Source organism: Shinella daejeonensis (assembly GCF_024281235.1).
Classification (GTDB): Bacteria; Pseudomonadota; Alphaproteobacteria; order Rhizobiales; family Rhizobiaceae; genus Shinella; species Shinella daejeonensis.
Window position 1 is genome coordinate 45387 of the sequence record NZ_JAHWXY010000001.1, and the last position, 16560, is coordinate 61946.

The 16560-nt window shown below is 64.6% G+C and carries 13 protein-coding genes and 4 tRNA genes; 7 read left to right on the top strand and 10 right to left on the bottom strand.

The window, feature by feature from the left end; all coding sequences use genetic code 11:
* Window positions 1-46: 46 nt before the first annotated feature.
* On the top strand, window positions 47-1375 hold the full coding sequence (locus KYK29_RS00225) for a homoserine dehydrogenase (RefSeq protein ID WP_254688851.1): 1329 nt from the start codon (window positions 47-49) through the stop codon (window positions 1373-1375).
* A gap of 97 nt (window positions 1376-1472) precedes the next feature.
* On the top strand, window positions 1473-3281 hold the full coding sequence (gene recJ, locus KYK29_RS00230) for a single-stranded-DNA-specific exonuclease RecJ (protein ID WP_254688852.1): 1809 nt from the start codon (window positions 1473-1475) through the stop codon (window positions 3279-3281).
* A gap of 68 nt (window positions 3282-3349) precedes the next feature.
* Here recJ and KYK29_RS00235 read toward each other — a convergent pair.
* The 5 genes from KYK29_RS00235 to KYK29_RS00255 all read right to left on the bottom strand — a co-directional run bounded on the left by KYK29_RS00235 (window position 3350) and on the right by KYK29_RS00255 (window position 6028).
* Window positions 3350-3424 (bottom strand) — tRNA-Glu (locus KYK29_RS00235).
* A gap of 131 nt (window positions 3425-3555) precedes the next feature.
* A tRNA-Glu gene (locus tag KYK29_RS00240) sits at window positions 3556-3630 on the bottom strand.
* 142 nt (window positions 3631-3772) lie between these two features.
* Window positions 3773-3847 (bottom strand) — tRNA-Glu (locus KYK29_RS00245).
* Window positions 3848-3985: 138 nt separating this feature from the next.
* The gene (locus tag KYK29_RS00250) at window positions 3986-5266 is read right to left on the bottom strand and encodes a D-Ala-D-Ala carboxypeptidase family metallohydrolase (RefSeq protein WP_254688853.1); all 1281 of its coding nucleotides are present in this window, start codon (window positions 5264-5266) and stop codon (window positions 3986-3988) included.
* 321 nt (window positions 5267-5587) lie between these two features.
* Window positions 5588-6028, bottom strand: a complete 441-nt coding sequence (locus KYK29_RS00255; protein ID WP_254688854.1) for a VOC family protein — start codon at window positions 6026-6028, stop codon at window positions 5588-5590.
* Window positions 6029-6225: 197 nt separating this feature from the next.
* On the opposite strand from KYK29_RS00255, the gene KYK29_RS00260 reads away from it, so the two are divergent.
* The 3 genes from KYK29_RS00260 (at window position 6226) to KYK29_RS00270 (ending at window position 7457) form a co-directional block, all read left to right on the top strand.
* Window positions 6226-6804, top strand: a complete 579-nt coding sequence (locus KYK29_RS00260) for a cold-shock protein (protein ID WP_254688855.1) — start codon at window positions 6226-6228, stop codon at window positions 6802-6804.
* Entirely contained in the window at window positions 6804-7301 is a 498-nt protein-coding gene (locus KYK29_RS00265; protein ID WP_437437201.1) for a DUF192 domain-containing protein, read from the top strand. The genes KYK29_RS00260 and KYK29_RS00265 overlap by 1 nt, the downstream gene beginning before the upstream one ends.
* Before the next feature lie 79 nt (window positions 7302-7380).
* Window positions 7381-7457: transfer RNA gene (locus tag KYK29_RS00270), tRNA-Pro, on the top strand.
* Between the two features lie 149 nt (window positions 7458-7606).
* Here the strand turns inward: KYK29_RS00270 and KYK29_RS00275 are convergent.
* The 5 genes from KYK29_RS00275 to KYK29_RS00295 are packed head-to-tail and all read right to left on the bottom strand — an operon-like array spanning window position 7607 to window position 13065.
* Complete coding sequence (locus tag KYK29_RS00275) at window positions 7607-8830, bottom strand: molybdopterin molybdotransferase MoeA (RefSeq protein WP_254688856.1); 1224 nt, start codon at window positions 8828-8830, stop codon at window positions 7607-7609.
* A complete protein-coding gene (gene moaC / locus KYK29_RS00280; RefSeq protein WP_254688857.1) occupies window positions 8830-9321 on the bottom strand; it encodes a cyclic pyranopterin monophosphate synthase MoaC in 492 nt (163 codons plus the stop codon). Before moaC ends, KYK29_RS00275 begins: the two co-directional genes overlap by 1 nt.
* On the bottom strand, window positions 9318-10127 hold the full coding sequence (trpC, locus tag KYK29_RS00285) for an indole-3-glycerol phosphate synthase TrpC (protein ID WP_254688858.1): 810 nt from the start codon (window positions 10125-10127) through the stop codon (window positions 9318-9320). Before trpC ends, moaC begins: the two co-directional genes overlap by 4 nt.
* 9 nt (window positions 10128-10136) lie before the next feature.
* Window positions 10137-11159: an anthranilate phosphoribosyltransferase gene (trpD, locus tag KYK29_RS00290; protein ID WP_254688859.1), complete on the bottom strand. Its 1023-nt coding sequence runs from the start codon at window positions 11157-11159 to the stop codon at window positions 10137-10139.
* 16 nt (window positions 11160-11175) lie between these two features.
* A complete protein-coding gene (locus KYK29_RS00295; RefSeq protein ID WP_254688860.1) occupies window positions 11176-13065 on the bottom strand; it encodes a peptidylprolyl isomerase in 1890 nt (629 codons plus the stop codon).
* A gap of 298 nt (window positions 13066-13363) precedes the next feature.
* Between KYK29_RS00295 and KYK29_RS00300 the strand changes: the two genes are divergently transcribed.
* A complete protein-coding gene (locus KYK29_RS00300; protein WP_254688861.1) occupies window positions 13364-15013 on the top strand; it encodes a Na/Pi cotransporter family protein in 1650 nt (549 codons plus the stop codon).
* Between the two features lie 98 nt (window positions 15014-15111).
* Complete coding sequence (gene glmU / locus KYK29_RS00305) at window positions 15112-16494, top strand: bifunctional UDP-N-acetylglucosamine diphosphorylase/glucosamine-1-phosphate N-acetyltransferase GlmU (protein ID WP_254688862.1); 1383 nt, start codon at window positions 15112-15114, stop codon at window positions 16492-16494.
* The last annotated feature ends 66 nt before the right edge of the window (window positions 16495-16560 follow it).

Sequence of the window (16560 nt, forward strand, 5' to 3'; positions counted from 1 at the left end):
CCTCCGCAATCGGCGGGGGACTTTCAATAAACGTTAGGACATGACCATGGCTGATGCCCTGAAGATCGGCATTGCAGGCTTGGGAACCGTCGGTTCCGCGCTTGCGAGGATTCTCGTCGAACGCAGGGACATGCTTGAAACGACATGCGGACGGCCGATCGAGATTTCGGCCGTCTCCGCCCGCGATCGCGATCGCGACCGGGGCATCGATCTTTCCGGCGCACAATGGTTCGACGATCCGGTCGCCCTTGCGCGCGAGGGCGGGATCGATGTTTTCGTGGAACTGATGGGCGGTGCGGACGACCCGGCCTATGCGGCCGTGAAGAAGGCGCTGTCGCGGGGCCTTCATGTCGTTACCGCCAATAAGGCGCTGCTGGCCGCCCACGGCGTGGAGCTTGCCGTTCTGGCGGAAAAGCACGGCTGCCTGCTCAATTACGAAGCGGCCGTCGCCGGTGGCATTCCGGTCATCAAGGCGCTGCGGGAATCGCTGACGGGCAACACGATTTCGCGCGTCTACGGCATCATGAACGGCACCTGTAACTACATCCTGACCAAGATGGAGAAGGAGGGGCTCACGTTCGAGGCCTGCCTGACCGAGGCGCAGCGTCTCGGCTATGCCGAAGCCGATCCGACCTTCGACATCGAGGGTAACGACACCGCCCACAAGCTGGCGATCCTCACCACGCTCGCCTTCGGCACGAAAATCGCCGCGGACGATATCTATCTGGAAGGCATTTCCAATATCTCCATCGACGACATCCGGGCGGCGGCCGATCTCGGGTATCGTATCAAGCTCCTGGGTGTGGCCCAGAGGACGGATACGGGCATCGAACAGCGGGTCCATCCGACGATGGTGCCGCTCGATTCGGTGATCGCCGAAGTCGACGGCGTTACCAATGCGGTGGCGATCGAATCGGATATCCTCGGCGAATTGCTGATGGTCGGCCCCGGCGCCGGCGGTAACGCCACGGCCTCCGCCGTGCTGGGCGACATCGCCGATATCGCCAAGAGCCGGCCGGGCGCGCAGACCGTGCCGGTTCTCGGCCGTCCCGCCGCCACGCTCGCCTCTTACAAGCGTGCCCAGATCCGCAAGCATCATGGCGGCTATTTCATCCGCCTGTCGGTCGAAGATCGCACGGGCGTCTTCGCCAGCATCGCAAGGCACATGGCGGACAACGGCATTTCGCTCGAATCGATCGTGCAGCGCGCGCAGGCGGTTGCCGAAGGTGACGAAAACGATTCCAAGACGATCATTCTCGTCACCCATGCGACGATGGAGGATTCGGTGCGCAAGGCCGTGGCCGCCATCAGAAATGAAGGATATCTGGTGGGCGAGCCGCAGGTCATTCGCATCGAACGTCCGAAGACCAGCTGATTGACCGGCCGCGAAAGCGATCTTCTTCCCGTGCCCGCCTTCGGCCATTTCTTCGAAGAGCGGGCATGGTGTTTCCAAGGCTCTTTCGGGAGTTGACATGAGCATGCTGGAAAACGCGGATCCGGTAAACCGGGCTTTCCTTGGCGTCGAACGCTCGGCCAGCGGCCAGCGCTGGGTCGCCAGGCTCGACCAGGCCGGAGAGAATCGGGCGCTGGCCATGAGCCAGCTTCACGGCCTGCCGGAGCTTATCGCGCGGGTTCTCGCCTCCCGCCGCGTCGCATCCGAAACCGCGCTCGAATTCCTCGACCCGACCTTGCGCCGGTTGATGCCCGAGCCCTACAGTCTCATGGATTGCGAGGCGGCGGCCGAGCGGCTGGCGCGGGCCATCGAGCGTCGGGAGCGCGTGGCGATCTTCGGCGATTACGACGTGGACGGCGCGGCATCCTCGGCCTTGCTCTACCGTTTCCTCTCGCATTTCGGCATCGAGGCGGAGATCTACATTCCGGATCGTATTTTCGAGGGCTACGGCCCCAATCCGGCGGCGATCGGCCAGCTCGTCGACCGTGGCGCGCAATTGATCGTCACGGTGGACTGCGGGTCGACAAGTCACGAATCGCTTGCCACGGCACGCGAGCGCGGCATCGATGTGGTGGTGATCGATCACCATCAGGTGGGCGAGAGCCTGCCGCCGGCGCTTGCCCTGGTCAACCCGAACCGCGAGGACGACCTTTCCGGACAGGGGAATCTTTCGGCCGCCGGCGTGGTCTTTCTCGTTCTGGTCGCCTTGCAGCGGCTGCTGCGCGGCCGTGGTGACGGTCGTGCCGGTTCGTTCGATCTCCTGACGATGCTCGATCTCGTCGCCCTCTCGACGGTCTGCGACGTGGTGCCGCTCAAGGGACTGAACCGCGCCTATGTGGTCAAGGGGCTCATCGCCGCGCGGCATCTCGGCAATGTCGGACTGACGGCGCTTCTCAAGCAGGCAGGCATCGGCGGGCCGGTGACGCCCTACCATCTGGGCTTTCTCGTCGGCCCGCGCATCAATGCCGGCGGCCGCATCGGCGACGCGGCGCTGGGAAGCCGGCTGCTCACCCTAGACGACCCCGCCGAGGCCGAACGCATCGCCCGCCAGCTCGACGAACTGAACCGCGAGCGCCAGGCCATGGAAGTGGCGATGCTGGCCGAGGCGGATGCCGAGGCTCAGGCCGAATACGGATCCGGGGAAAACGCCTCGGTCATCGTCACGGCGCGGGAAGGGTGGCATCCGGGCGTCGTCGGCCTGCTCGCCTCCCGCCTCAAGGATCGCTACCGCAGGCCCGCCTTCGCCATCGCCTTCGATCCGTCCGGGCGGGGGACGGGATCCGGCCGCTCGATCAGCGGCTTCGATCTCGGCCGCATGGTGCGCGCGGCTGTGGAGGAGGGGCTTCTCGTCAAGGGCGGGGGGCATGCCATGGCGGCCGGGCTGACGGTAGAGCGGGCCAATCTTGGCCGTTTGCGCACCTTCTTCGAGGAGCGCTCCGCGCGCAGCGTGCGGGATCTCGTCGCCCGCGAGACGCTGAAGATCGACGGCGCGCTTGCCGCAAGCGGCGCGACGCTGGCGCTTGCCGACCTCCTGGAGCAGGCCGGGCCCTATGGCTCGGGTCATCCCCAGCCGGTCTTTGCCCTGCCCGCCCATCGCATCCGGGACGTGCGTTCGGTCGGCGCCAACCATTTGCGCGTCGCGCTCGAAGGTCCCGATGGCGGACGGCTGGACGCGATGGCCTTTCGTGCGGCTGAAACCGACCTCGGTCTTTTCCTGGTCAAGGCGCGGGGAGAGGCGGCGCATGTCGCCGGAACATTGTCGGCCGATAGCTGGCAGGGAAGCCGCCGCATCCAGTTCCGCATTCTCGATGCGGCAAAGGCGTTCTGAGACCGTTCCGCTTCGCAAGCAGCGTCGGACGGTTATCGCCGGGCGTTGTCTTTAAAAAAAGGGGAGGGTGGCACGCCCTAGGGGAATCGAACCCCTCTTTCCAGAATGAAAATCTGGCGTCCTAACCGATAGACGAAGGGCGCGTGCGATGGTCGTCTTCTAGACGGGAGCGTTGCTTTCCGCAAGCCCTAAATGCAGGATTTTTTTATGTTTATTGCCCTTGACGAGGTGGCGCTTCGAATACGGCGCGAGGCTTGCGTCTGATCGGGGAGGGTGGCACGCCCTAGGGGAGTCGAACCCCTCTTTCCAGAATGAAAATCTGGCGTCCTAACCGATAGACGAAGGGCGCGTGCGGTGGCCGTCTTCTAATCACGTCCCGGCGGATTCGCAAGCGTCAAAATCGCTTCGCCGACACTTTTTCCAAAGCATTTGGAAGGGAGGAATCCAGAACACTCTGGCTGAGATGATCAAAGGGGAAATGGAGAAGAAGGTGGCACGCCCTAGGGGAGTCGAACCCCTCTTTCCAGAATGAAAATCTGGCGTCCTAACCGATAGACGAAGGGCGCGTGCGATGGCCGTCTTATAGAGGGCGCTCCCGGCTTCCGCAAGTCGGAAAAAACGCCTCTCGTCAAAAAAGAGATACCCGGCCGGAAGTGGGTCTCGACATAAATAATCGAATGAATACCGCCTATTGGGGCGACGTTTCATTTTTTACGGCGGCAGTTCCAGTTCCAGTCGCGCTCGGGGCCGATATCGATATGAACCGATTCCGTGTGGCAATAGGTTCCGACCCCGCCACGCCCTGGAAGGCTCCGCAGATAGTTCGCAAGCTCCCATTTGTCGACGCCGGCGATCTGGATGTCCGCCGCCTCGCACCGGGTGTGCAGGGATTGTTTCGCCCGGTTACGCTTTACACCGCGCAGGCCGGACGTGACGATGATCGGCTTGCCATAATGGTTTTCGACAGTCTTCAGGACGTTCAGCAGTTCCGGCTTGAAGCAGCCGGTCTTGACGTTTTCCGTCTGTAGCCAGAGACCGTTGGGCGCCAGACGGGCGAGCCCGGCGAGCGAGGCAACTTCCTTGAATTCCGGCTGACCGTGATTCTCGGCTGCTTCCTCCGCCTCGCTGTGACTGCTATCCGAAGGCAGGCTGCTGACGGAGACACCGGGAAGATTGGTGTTGCTGAAGCCAAGGGATGCCCTGCGGGTGGCCGCCGCGCTGTCGCGATTAAGGACCTGCCGCGGTTGCCTCGGCGTGGCGGCATCGGGCGACGGCTCCGCAAGCGGTTGTTTGCGCGTGAAAAGCGAAGCGAGCGTCTTGGGCTTTCCGCTTTCCGCCGGCTTCGTTCCGGCGGTTTCCCCGGCCATCGCCTTCACCGCCGTTTCGGCATTGGCCTGAAGGGCGTATTCGGCGGCGTTGCGGCTGCCCTTTTCATCGATGAGCGCCGTCCGGACGGATGTCGGGACCGGCACCTGCTCCGGCAGGATCGCTGATTGCTCGTCGCTTTCCGTGGTGTAGGGCGGGGAGGCGCCGGCGTCGGTTCTCGGCATGTCATCCACCGGCAGGCGGCCCGTTTCGGCGGTAGCCCCGCTGGAGTAGAGACTGTTGACGGCGGCATTGGTTCTGACGCTTTCCGCCCGATAGGCCGGAACGCTGCCGCCGCTCGAATAGATGCTGGAAGCGCCGGCGTTGAGTTGCGTCGGCTGCATGACTACGTCGGCCATGTCGGCGCCTGTCGCTTCCGCTGCCGGATCGGTCGGGCCGGATGCAGCGGCGGACGCAATTCCGGCCTCGGGTTGCGCTGCGGGGACTTCCGCCGTCGCCGGATTTTCTTCCGTCGCAAGCGGCGGGCTATCGTCGGCGTCGGCGCGCATATCCGATGTGACGGCCGATACGCACCCTGACAGGGCGATCAGCGAGGCGGCAAGCAGCAGGCCGTAACGAAATGATTTGAGGCCTGTCGGCTTTCCATGGGTGTCAGGCAAAGGTTTTCCCCCGCTTTCGACATTCTGGCCCTTCGGTCTTGCCGCCGGTCAGGCATTTCATTCAAAAGATCACAACCGCATCCGGAAAAGCACGAAGTGCACGGCGCGGCTACTGCGATTGGGAGGTTCCGACCGCAGGAATGCGGCCGAAAACCAAAACGGTTACTAAACAAATGCCGGCATTATGGAAATGACCAGAATTCGCCTCTTCCCGCGGCGAATCGACCGGTAGCAAGTTCCCGGTCGATTGCGGCGATAAAATGTTGACAGCGAATAGAGATAGGCGACGGGCGTTGCCCGGACCTTGCGTCCCGGTCGCTCCTACCACTCGCCGGTATTGGCCATGCTGGCCCAGGGTTCGGCAGGGGCGAGGCTTTCGCCCTTCTGGAGGATTTCGATGGAGATGCCGTCCGGCGAGCGGACGAAGGCCATATGTCCGTCGCGCGGCGGACGATTGATGGTGACGCCGTTGTCCATGAGCTTCTGGCAGGCCGCATAGATATCGTCGACCTCATAGGCGAGATGGCCGAAGTTTCGCCCGCCCGTGTATTCCTCGGGATCCCAGTTGTAGGTGAGTTCGAGGCAGGGCGCCTTGTTGTCGCGCGCCGCGTCCACGTCTCCGGGGGCAGCCAGGAAAATCAGTGTGAAACGGCCCTTCTCGCTTTCGCGACGCTGCACTTCGACCAGGCCGAACACGGTGCAATAGAAATGCAGCGATGCGTCGATGTCTTTCACGCGGACCATCGTATGAAGATAACGCATTGGAATGTCCTCCAGATATTGAACCGGTCATAAGACTTAGATTTTTGTCAGCTTGAGGCAAGCCTTGACGCCTATGCTGGCGGTGGGCAAAACTTTTAAAAGGGCTTGCGCGCTCGCGGCGGGACAATGTTATCTTGATCGACAAGAATCAGTTAACCGTAAGTCGTGTGACGCGTAAATTAAGGGGCTGGCAGGCGATGGCGGACAGGATGTCTTCGAAGGAAGTCACGATGCGTGATGACCAGAGCGGCGACGCCGTCGATCTGATCGAGATCACCGGCGCCATCAAGTGGTTCGATATCGCCAAGGGATTCGGCTTCATCGTGCCGGACAACGGCATGGAAGATGTGCTGTTGCATGTGACGTGCCTGCGCCGCGACGGGTATCAGACCGTGCTCGAGGGAACCCGTATCGTGGCGTTGATCCAGCGGCGCGAGCGCGGCTATCAGGCCTTCCGCATCCTTTCCATGGATCAGTCCACGGCTGTGCATCCTTCGCAACTGCCGCCCGTCAAGACGCATGTGCAGGTGACGCCGACGAGCGGGCTGGAGCGCGTTCTGGTCAAATGGTTCAACCGCACGAAGGGTTTCGGCTTCCTGACCCGCGGCGAGGGCACCGAGGACATCTTTATCCATATGGAGACGTTGCGCCGTTTCGGCCTGACGGAGCTGCGACCGGGGCAGGTGGTGCTCGTCCGCTTCGGCGACGGCGAGAAGGGCCTGATGGCGGCGGAGATTCATCCGGATACGCCGCTTCCGGGCAACAGGGCCCATTGATGCGGCTCGCCCTGCCGTGCGCGGCGGTTATCCGGCTTGTCGTCGGGTTGGCGATCCTGTCCTTCATGCTTTCGGTTCCCGTACGGGCGGATGAAGCCCTTGAGACCCAGTCGCTGCGGATCGAGGTGGCGAAGGGAAAGCATCATGATTTCACCGTCGAGATGGCGATCACCCCGCGCCAGCGCGAACGCGGCCTGATGCACCGCAGGGAAATGGCGCCGGACCGGGGCATGCTCTTTGCTTTCGGCGAGACGCGGCAGGTCCTGATGTGGATGCGTAACACCTATCTGCCGCTCGATATGCTGTTCATCGGCCGCGACGGCAGGATCCGCAGCATTCACGAAAACGCTAAACCTCTTTCCGAGGCGATCATCGATTCGAAAGTGCCGGTCGACTTCGTGCTGGAACTCAATGCCGGCACTGTGCGGCAATTCGGTATCAGGACCGGAAATCGCGTGAGAAACGCGCTGATCGAACAAGCCGGCCAGACCCCCTGACGATCTTTCGCTGCACAACGGCCATTTGCTGTTGCGACGTCGGCAGGTTCCGTGTATCTCCCATCGCGTCCGCAACGGACGGAGTGTAGCGCAGCCTGGTAGCGCATCTGGTTTGGGACCAGAGGGTCGGGAGTTCGAATCTCTCCACTCCGACCACCGCCTTCCCCTGCGGGGCAAGGCTTGGAAGTGTGACCCATCCCAATCGACGCATCGCCGCTGCACATCCTTGTTATTGCGCCAATTCGGGCTCAAGGCGGCCTCTCATTCATTCTTTCCTGCCGAAAATGCCGGATACCCCCGGATCGTCAGCCGGCGGAGTCGCGCAGAAGGAGGATGTCGCAGGCCTCGCCGGCGGCCGCCGGCGGAGCGAAGGGGGGGCGGACGATGAGGGCGTCCGAGCGGGCGAAGTCCTTCATCATCGAGGAATCCTGCTTGTCGAACGGGGTTGCGGCCCATTCGCCCGATGGCGTGCGGGAAAGGCTGGCGCGCATGTAGTCCTGACGGTGCTCGTTTTGCCGAAGAGGGGTGGCGGTGACCGCACGGCGCAGCCGGTCGAGCGGCGGCAGACCGGCCAGCCGGCGCACCAGCGGTTCCAGGAAAAGCGTGGAGCAGACGAGGCTCGAAACAGGGTTTCCGGGTAATCCGACGACACGGACGCCCGCCATGCGGCCGACCATCAGCGGCTTTCCCGGCCGCATGGCGATGCGCCAGAAATCAAGCTCCATCCCGGCTTCACGCAATACCGGCTGGACGAGATCGTGGTCGCCCACCGATGCGCCGCCAAGGGTCACCAGAACGTCGATACCGAGATCGCGAACCTGCCCGACGGCGGCCAGAAGCGCGCCACGATCATCGGCGACGATACCGAGATCGATCACTTCCGCGCCGGCGGCGCGTGCGATCGCGGCGACGCCGAAGCTGTTGGAGGCGATGATCCGGCCCGGGCCGGGTGTCGTGCCCACCGCAACGAGTTCGTCGCCGGTGGCCAGCAGAGCGACGCGCGGACGGGCGCGGACGACGACCGCAGGGTGATTCATGGCGGCGGCCACGGTCAGACGGCCCGCATCGAGCCGTTGGCCGGTCTGCAACACGGTCTCGCCCTCGGTGAAATCCTGACCACGCCGGCGAATGTGACGCCCTTTCGCAGTGACGAAGGTGGTGCGGATACGGCCGTCTTCCAGCCGTTCCGCGTCTTCTTGCAGGAGCACGGTATCGGCGAAGGCGGGCAGGGGAGCGCCCGTAAAGATGCGCACGGCTTCGCCCGGCCCCGCCGTTCCCTCGAAAAAATGGCCGGCCGCCGCCTGGCCGACGACGCGCAGGACGGAACCGGGTTCGGCGATATCGGCATGGCGGACGGCATAGCCGTCCATGGCGGAATTGTCGAAAGGCGGTTGGGTCAGCCGGGCGGCGAGATCTTCGGCGAGGATCCGTCCTTCCGCATCGGCAAGGGCGATACGCTCCGTGCGGGCGACGGGAGCGGCGTCTGCAAGCAGGCGGTCGAGGGCGTCGGCGACGGGAAGGAGAGCCATCAGCCGGCTTCCTGTCGCCGGTAATCGCCGGAACGGCCGCCGGATTTCGCCGTCAGCCGAATGCCGCCGATCTCCATTTCCCGGTCGGCGGCCTTCGCCATGTCGTAGAGTGTCAGGCAGGCGATGCTGACGGCGGTCAGCGCCTCCATCTCGACCCCGGTGCGCCCGGTAAGCTTCACCGTCGCCTCCACCCGAAGGCCGGGCAGGGCCCGGTCCTCGCGGATGTCGACGGAAACCTTGCTCAGCATCAGCGGGTGGCAGAGCGGGATGAGGCTTGCCGTCTGCTTGGCGGCCATGATGCCGGCAAGACGGGCCGTGCCGATCACGTCGCCTTTCCGGACGTTGCCGGCGAGGATGAGGTCGAGCGTGGCGGCGGTCATGCGGATATGGCCCTCGGCGGTGGCGATGCGCACGGTCTCGGCCTTGTCGCCGACGTCGACCATGCTTGCCTCGCCGGACGCGTCGATATGGGTCAGTCCGCCGCCCGTCATCTTACTGCCCCGGCCTCGCCGGAAAGAAGGGCGCGGGTGGCGACCTCCACATCGTCCTTCCGCATCAGGCTTTCGCCGACAAGAAAGGTCGAGATTCCGACCTTGCCGAGCCTCTGGCAATCCGCATGGGTAAAGATGCCGCTTTCGCCGACGAGGAGCCGGTCCTCGGGGACCATCGCCGCCAGTGTCTCCGACGTGGCGAGATCGACCTCGAAGGTGCGCAGGTTGCGGTTGTTGATGCCGATGAGCCTGGAACGCAGTTTCAGCGCACGCTCCATTTCCGCCCTGTCGTGGACTTCCACCAGCACGTCCATGCCGAGCGAGAAGGCGGCATCCTCGAGCGCGGCGGCCTCGTTGTCGTCGAGCGACGCCATGATGAGGAGAATGCAGTCCGCGCCCCAGGCCCGGGCCTCCAGCACCTGATAGCTGTCGAACATGAAATCCTTGCGCAGCGCCGGCAGCGCGCAGGCCTGTCTGGCGGTCGTGAGGAACTCCGGCGCGCCCTGAAAGCTCGGGCGATCGGTGAGGACGGAAAGACAGGCTGCACCGCCCGCCTCATAGGCGCGGGCGAGCGCCGGCGGATCGAAGTCCGGCCGGATCAGGCCCTTCGAGGGACTGGCCTTCTTGATTTCGGCGATCAGGCCGAAGGCGCCTTGTTGCTTCCTTGCGGCAAGCGAAGCGAGGAAGCCGCGCGGCGGCTCCTGGTCGCGGATGCGCGCGCGAAGCTCGACGGCCGGGGTTTGCGCCCTGGCGGCGGCGATCTCGTCGCGTTTGTAGGTTTCGATCTTCTTCAGGATATCGGTCAAGGCGTGCTCCTATTCCGCCGTCTCTTCGTTGGAAACGGCGACGAGCCGTTCGAGCGCCGTATTGGCCCGGCCGCTTTCCAGCGAGTCGACAGCCAGCGCCATGCCCTCCTTCAGAGTCTCGGCCCTGCCGGCGATTACCAAGGAGGCGGCGGCATTGGCGAGCGCGATGTCCCGATAGGGCATATGCGCGCCGCCCAGCACCGAAAGAAGCGCTGCGGCATTGTGCGCGCCGTCACCGCCGCGGATGTCGTCGAGCGTCACTTGCGGCAGGCCGAAATCGGCCGGTGTCAGTTCGAACGTGCGGATAGCGCCGTCTTCCAGCGCCGCCACCTGCGTCGTGCCGGTGGTGGTAATCTCGTCGAGGCCGGAGCCATGCACCACCCAGATGCTTTCCGAACCCAGTTCCCGCATGACCTCGGCAATCGGCACGACCCAATGCGGCGAGTAGACGCCGAGCAATTGCCGCTTGACGCCGCCGGGATTGGAAAGCGGGCCGAGCAGGTTGAAGATCGTGCGGGTGCCGAGTTCGACCCGCGACGGGCCGACATGCTTCATGGCCGGATGGTGCTGTTGCGCGAACATGAAGCCGAGACCCGCCTCACGCACGCAACGCGCGATGCCGGCCGGGCTCGCATCGAGATTGACGCCGAGGCAGGACAAGGCGTCGGCCGTGCCGGATTTCGAACTGAGCGCGCGGTTGCCGTGCTTGGCGACCGGAACGCCGGCGCCGGCCACGATGATCGCGGCGAGGGTGGAGATATTATAGGTGCCGGCGCCGTCGCCGCCCGTGCCGACGATATCGACGGCATCGGCGGGGACATCGACGGGCAGCATCCGCGCCCGCATGGAGCCGACTGCGCCGCAGATTTCCTCGACAGTCTCGCCGCGCACCCGCAGCGCCATCAGGAAGCCGCCGATCTGCGACGGCGTGGCTGCGCCCGACATGATGATTTCGAAGGCGGCGCGCGCCTCCGTCCGGTCGAGCGGCGTGCCGAGGGCGACCTTCGCGATATGGGATTTCAGGTCGGACATGGAGCTCCGCCTCCTCTTAGCGGGGAACGTTCTGTTCGGCGAGCGTGCGGTTGATGGAAACGCCGTAGCGAGCCTGGAGGGCATTGACCATCTGGTCGAGAATGTCGTCGCCGCTGGCGCGGGCGACGGCTGCGACCTGTTGCTCCTCGCCGGACAGCGCGTCGCCGGCAGCGCCGGCATCGACTTCCGTCACCTGGAGAAGGATCTGGCCCTCGCCGTCGACGCCCGGAGCATTGGCGATGTGGCCGGCCGGCCCGCCGAAGGCGGCGGTGACCGCCGCAGCGCTCAGGACAGGATCCTGTGCTCCGCGCTTGAGACCGGTCTTGGTTTCGACCGCCAGGCCCATGTCGCTGGCAACCGTCGCCAGATCGTCGCCGTTGCGAAGGCTTTCCGCCAGTTCGCCGGCCTTTTCCGCGAGCGACTGGCGCTGCTGTTCGGCCGTCCAGTCGGCCACGACGCGATCGCGAACCTCCTCCAGCGTGCGGTCCCGGTCCGGAATGATGTCCAGCACCTCGAACCAGGCGTATCCTTCACGCCCGATGTTGACCGGCGCCGTCTCGGCGCCGACATCCGCCTTGAAGACATCGGCGAGAAGGGCCGTACGCTCGGGAATGCCGATGATTTCCTCACCTTCCGCATCATTACCCCGGGCGTCGATCGCCTCGATCGTGACGGCCTTGAGATTGGCCTGCTGCGCCGCCTCGGCAAGCGTCGCACCCTCGGCGCGGCTGTCCTCGATACGGTCGTGAACGCCGAGAATCCCTTCGGAGGCTTCCGACAGGGCGAGTTCCTGACGCAGTTCTTCCTTGACCTCGTCGAAGGATTTGACCGTTTCGGCGCGGATATTGGTGATCCGCAGGATGACCGGCCCGAAAGCGCCTTCTACGACGGGCGTCGTGCCGCCGTCGGCGGCGACGGCAAAGGCGGCTTCCGCCAGTTTCGGGTCGGGCAGGCCGCCGCTGGTGAAATCGCCGAGCAGCACGTCGGTCGAGGATTTTCCCTGTTCCCGGACGAGATCGTCGAAGGTGGAGCCGGAGGAAAGCTTCGCCGCCGCCGCATCCGCTGCTGCGCGGTCGGGGAAGGCGAGTTGCTCGACGGTGCGCGTGGCGGGCGTGCGGTAACGCTCCTTGATACGATCGTATTCGGCGTGGATCGCCTCCTCCGTCACGGTGGCCGTATCGACGAGGTCCTTCGGTTCCAGCGAGACATAGACGAATTTGCGATACTCGGGCGCCCGGTAGTTCGCCTTGTTTTGTTCGAACCACGGAGCGAGCACATCGTCGCCGGGGGCCTTGACCGGATCGATATTGGCGTTGGTCAGCAGCAGGTAATCGATGGTGCGGCTTTCGTCCCGGTAAAGGCGCAGCGCATCGACCAGTGTCGCGGGCGCCTCATAGCCGTCGGAAAGAGCCTCGACGATCTGGGTGCGGACCGCCACCTGGCTGCGGTTGTTGATATAGTCGTTTTCCGAAAGGCCGGCGTTGCGCAGGATCGCCGAGAAGGCGAGGCGATCGAACTGGCCGTTCGCGCCGTGGAACGCCGGATCGTCGGCGATGAGCTGCGCCAGCCGCCCTTCCGAAAGGCCGAGGTTCATGTCGCGCGAGAGCTGATCGAGGGCGGCTCCCGCGACGAGCTCGGCGTAAACCTGATTTTCGACGCCGAAGGCGCGCGCCTGTTCGGCGGTGAGCCGCGTGCCGAAGCGTTGCGAGAGCGTGGCCACCTGACGCTCATAGGCAAGCCGGAAATCAGTGGGTGAAACGGTGACATCCCCGACGGTGACCACCGCGTTGGCCCCGCCGGTTACGACGGAACTTGAAACGCCCCAGACCGCGAAGGAACCGACCAGAATGATAAGCAGGCCTTTGGCAACCCAGGTCTGGGCGCCGCGTCTCAGTGCGTCGAGCATCGTCTCTATGTCCTCATGTGGCGGCGGGTCGGCCGGAACCCGTCTCATAACGGAAAGTTCGGCGGAATTGAAGTCCGCGAACATGCGGTTTGAAACGCCTGTTTCCGGCAGTCTTTCCGCCGCCGGCGCAAATGGAGCAGGCAAGAGCGGTTTCTTTCGCCGGCAAAGGATTTTTTTCTGAAATTATACGCTTATCTCCGGGTTCCGCACTTTCGTTTATGGCCGGTTCATGCTCGCATGGGCGGCTTGCGCGGAGGTGGTCCCGGGCGCAGACGGAGCCGATAGATAGAGGATAGCCGTGGAATCGACCGTTGTCATGATCAACCTGTTCGGAGCGGTGGCGTTGCTGCTGTTCGGCCTGACGCTGGTCAAGGACGGTATGACCCGGGCTTTCGGCGTGCGGCTGCGCCGTGGCCTCGGGGTGGGGACGGGCGGTCCGGTGCGTTCTTTCGCCGCCGGCTTCATCGCCACGGTCGCGCTCCAGAGCTCCACGGCGACGGCGCTGATGATCGCTTCCTTTGTCGAACGCAATCTCGTTCGCGCCCGTATGGCGCAGGTCGTGCTGCTGGGAGCCAATGTCGGCACTGCCGTCACGGCCTGGCTGGTGGCTTCGGGCATCGAGTCCATATCGCCGCTGATCATCCTGACGGGGGTCGTCATCTACAAGTCGAGCAGTTCCAGCGCGCGCCAGGGACTGGGTTTCGCGCTCGTCGGCATCGGCCTGATGCTCCTGTCGCTGCACCTGCTCGGCCTTGCCACGGAGCCGATGCGCCAGTCGCCGGCGCTCGGAGCCTTCCTGACGCTGCTCGACGGGGCATGGCCGGCGGCGCTCGCCTTCTCGACCGTGCTTGCCATCCTCTCCTCGTCGAGCCTCGCGGTGGTCGTGCTGATCCTCTCGCTTTCGGCCATGGGCATCCTGTCGCCGCCGCTGACCGTCATTCTCGTCCTCGGCGCCAATCTCGGCGGCGCGGTGCCGCCGGTCATCGCGACGCTGAACGCGGCCGCCCCGGCGCGGCGGGTGACGATCGGCAATCTGCTGGTGCGGGCGATCGGCTGCCTGGCCGCGCTGCCGCTCGCCGACGAGATCGCCATGCTGCTCGCGGCGCTGCCGCTGCCGCCTTCGAAACTGCCGGTCGATGTCCATCTCGCCTTCAACATTGTCGTGGCGCTGGTCTTCTGGCCGCTCTCCGGGCTGCTGTCGCGGCTGATGGAACGGCTGGTTCCGGAAGAGGCGCAGCCGGAAACCGGCCCGAAATATCTCGACGAATCGGCCTTCTCCAGTCCGGTGGTGGCGCTCTCCGGCGCCACCCGCGAGGTGCTGCGCGTCGGCGATCTCATCGAAACCATGCTGATCAGGACGATGCGGGCCTTCAACGAGAACGATCTGGCGCCGCTCAAGGATATCGATGCGCTGGAGCAGCAGGTCGATGCCTTGCAGCAGGAGGTGAAGATCTATCTTTCCCGCCTCGGGCGGAAGGGTATCACCGGCGAGAATGCCGCCCGCTCCAGCGTCATCATCGATTATGCCATCAACCTCGAGCATATCGGCGACATCATCGACAAGAGCCTGCAAGGGCAGGTGCGCAAGAAGATCGTCAACGGCATGAAGTTTTCCGAGGACGGCTATCAGGAACTGTGCAACCTGTTCAACCTGACCATCGAGAACCTGCGCATCGCGCAGACGATCTTCGTCACCCGCGACACGGGGCTTGCCCGCCAGCTCATGGAGGTGAAGGTGGAGGTCCGGCATATGGAGAAGGACTCTTCCGAACGCCACCTCGAACGGTTGCGCGACGGCCGGCTCGACAGTCTCCAGACGAGTTCCGTCCATCTCGATATCCTGCGCGATCTCAAGCGCATCACCGCCCATGTCGTTTCCGTCGCCTATCCGATTCTCGACGAAAGCGGGCTGCTTTCCGAAAGCCGCCTGCGCAGCAGCGCCGAATAGACCGCAGGCGGCGTCGCTTTCCCGGTCGAAATCCCTTTGTGCGGCGCGATGGCTTTTTGCTAAGAAGCGGCAAGATCGAAAGACAGACGAGGATTCCCATGACCGCCGCTTCGACGAAACGTACATCCCTTGCCGTCGTTCTGGCCGCCGGCGAGAGCACGCGCATGAAATCGTCGCGTTCCAAGGTGCTGCATCCCGTGGCCAACCGGCCGATGATCGCGCATGTCGTCGATACGCTCGCCGGGGCGGGCATTTCGGAGGTGGCGCTGGTGCTCGGCCGCGACGCGGAGAAAGTGGCGGCGGCGGCGGCCCATCCGTCTGTCGAAAGCTCCGTCCATATCCAGACGGAACGTCTCGGCACCGCGCATGCCGTGCTTGCCGCCCGTGAGGCCATCGCGAAAGGGCACGACGACCTGATCGTCGTCTTCGGCGATACCCCGCTCATCACCGCAGCGACGCTCGAAGCCGCGCGTGCGCAGCTTGCGGACGGCGCGGACGTCGTGGTCATCGGCTTCCGCACCGCCGATCCGACCGGTTACGGCCGGCTGATCATCGAGGGCGAGGAACTGCTGGCGATCCGCGAGCACAAGGATGCGAGCGAGGCGGAGCGCGCCATAACCTATTGCAACGGCGGCCTGATGGCGCTGAACGGCTACAAGGCGCTCGACCTGATCGCGCGTATCGGCAATGCCAATGCCAAGGGCGAATATTACCTCACCGATATCGTCGAGGTGGCGCGGGCGGCGGGCGGCAGGGCCGTCGCGGTCGAAGCGGCCGAGGCGGAACTGACCGGCTGCAACAACCGCGCGGAACTCGCATTCATCGAGAAGCTGTGGCAGGAGCGCCGGCGGCGGGAGATGATGGTCGACGGCGGCGTCTCCATGATCGCGCCCGAAACGGTCTTCCTGTCCTGGGATACCGAAATCGCCGGCGATGTGACGATCGAGCCGAATGTCGTCTTCGGCCCCGGTGTCCGTATCGAGAGCGGCGCGGTGATCCACGCCTTTTCGCATATCGAGGGCGCGCGGGTGGCCGCCGGCGCGCAGATCGGTCCCTACGCCCGCCTGCGGCCCGGCGCATCGGTCGGCGAGGGTGCGCGGGTCGGTAATTTCTGCGAAGTGAAAAAGGCTGAGATCGGCCCCGGCGCGAAGGTCAACCATCTGACCTATATCGGCGACGCCTTCATCGGTGCGCGAACCAATATCGGCGCCGGCACGATCACCTGCAATTACGACGGCATCAACAAGCACGTGACGCAGATCGGCGCTGACGCCTTCATCGGATCGAACACCTCGCTTGTCGCGCCGGTCTCGGTCGGCGAGGGGGCCTATGTCGCCTCGGGCAGCGTTATCACCGCCGACGTGCCGGACGATGCCGTGGCCTTCGGCCGCGCCCGCCAGGAAAACAAGGAAGGGCGCGCCGCCGTCATCCGCGAGCGCAACAGGGCGCTCAAGGACGCGCGCGGCAAGTCCGGCGCCTGAGGCCCTTCGCCTGCAACAGCCGTGGTCGTCCGCGTTAACGCTTGCAATCGAAAGTGAGCACCCCCG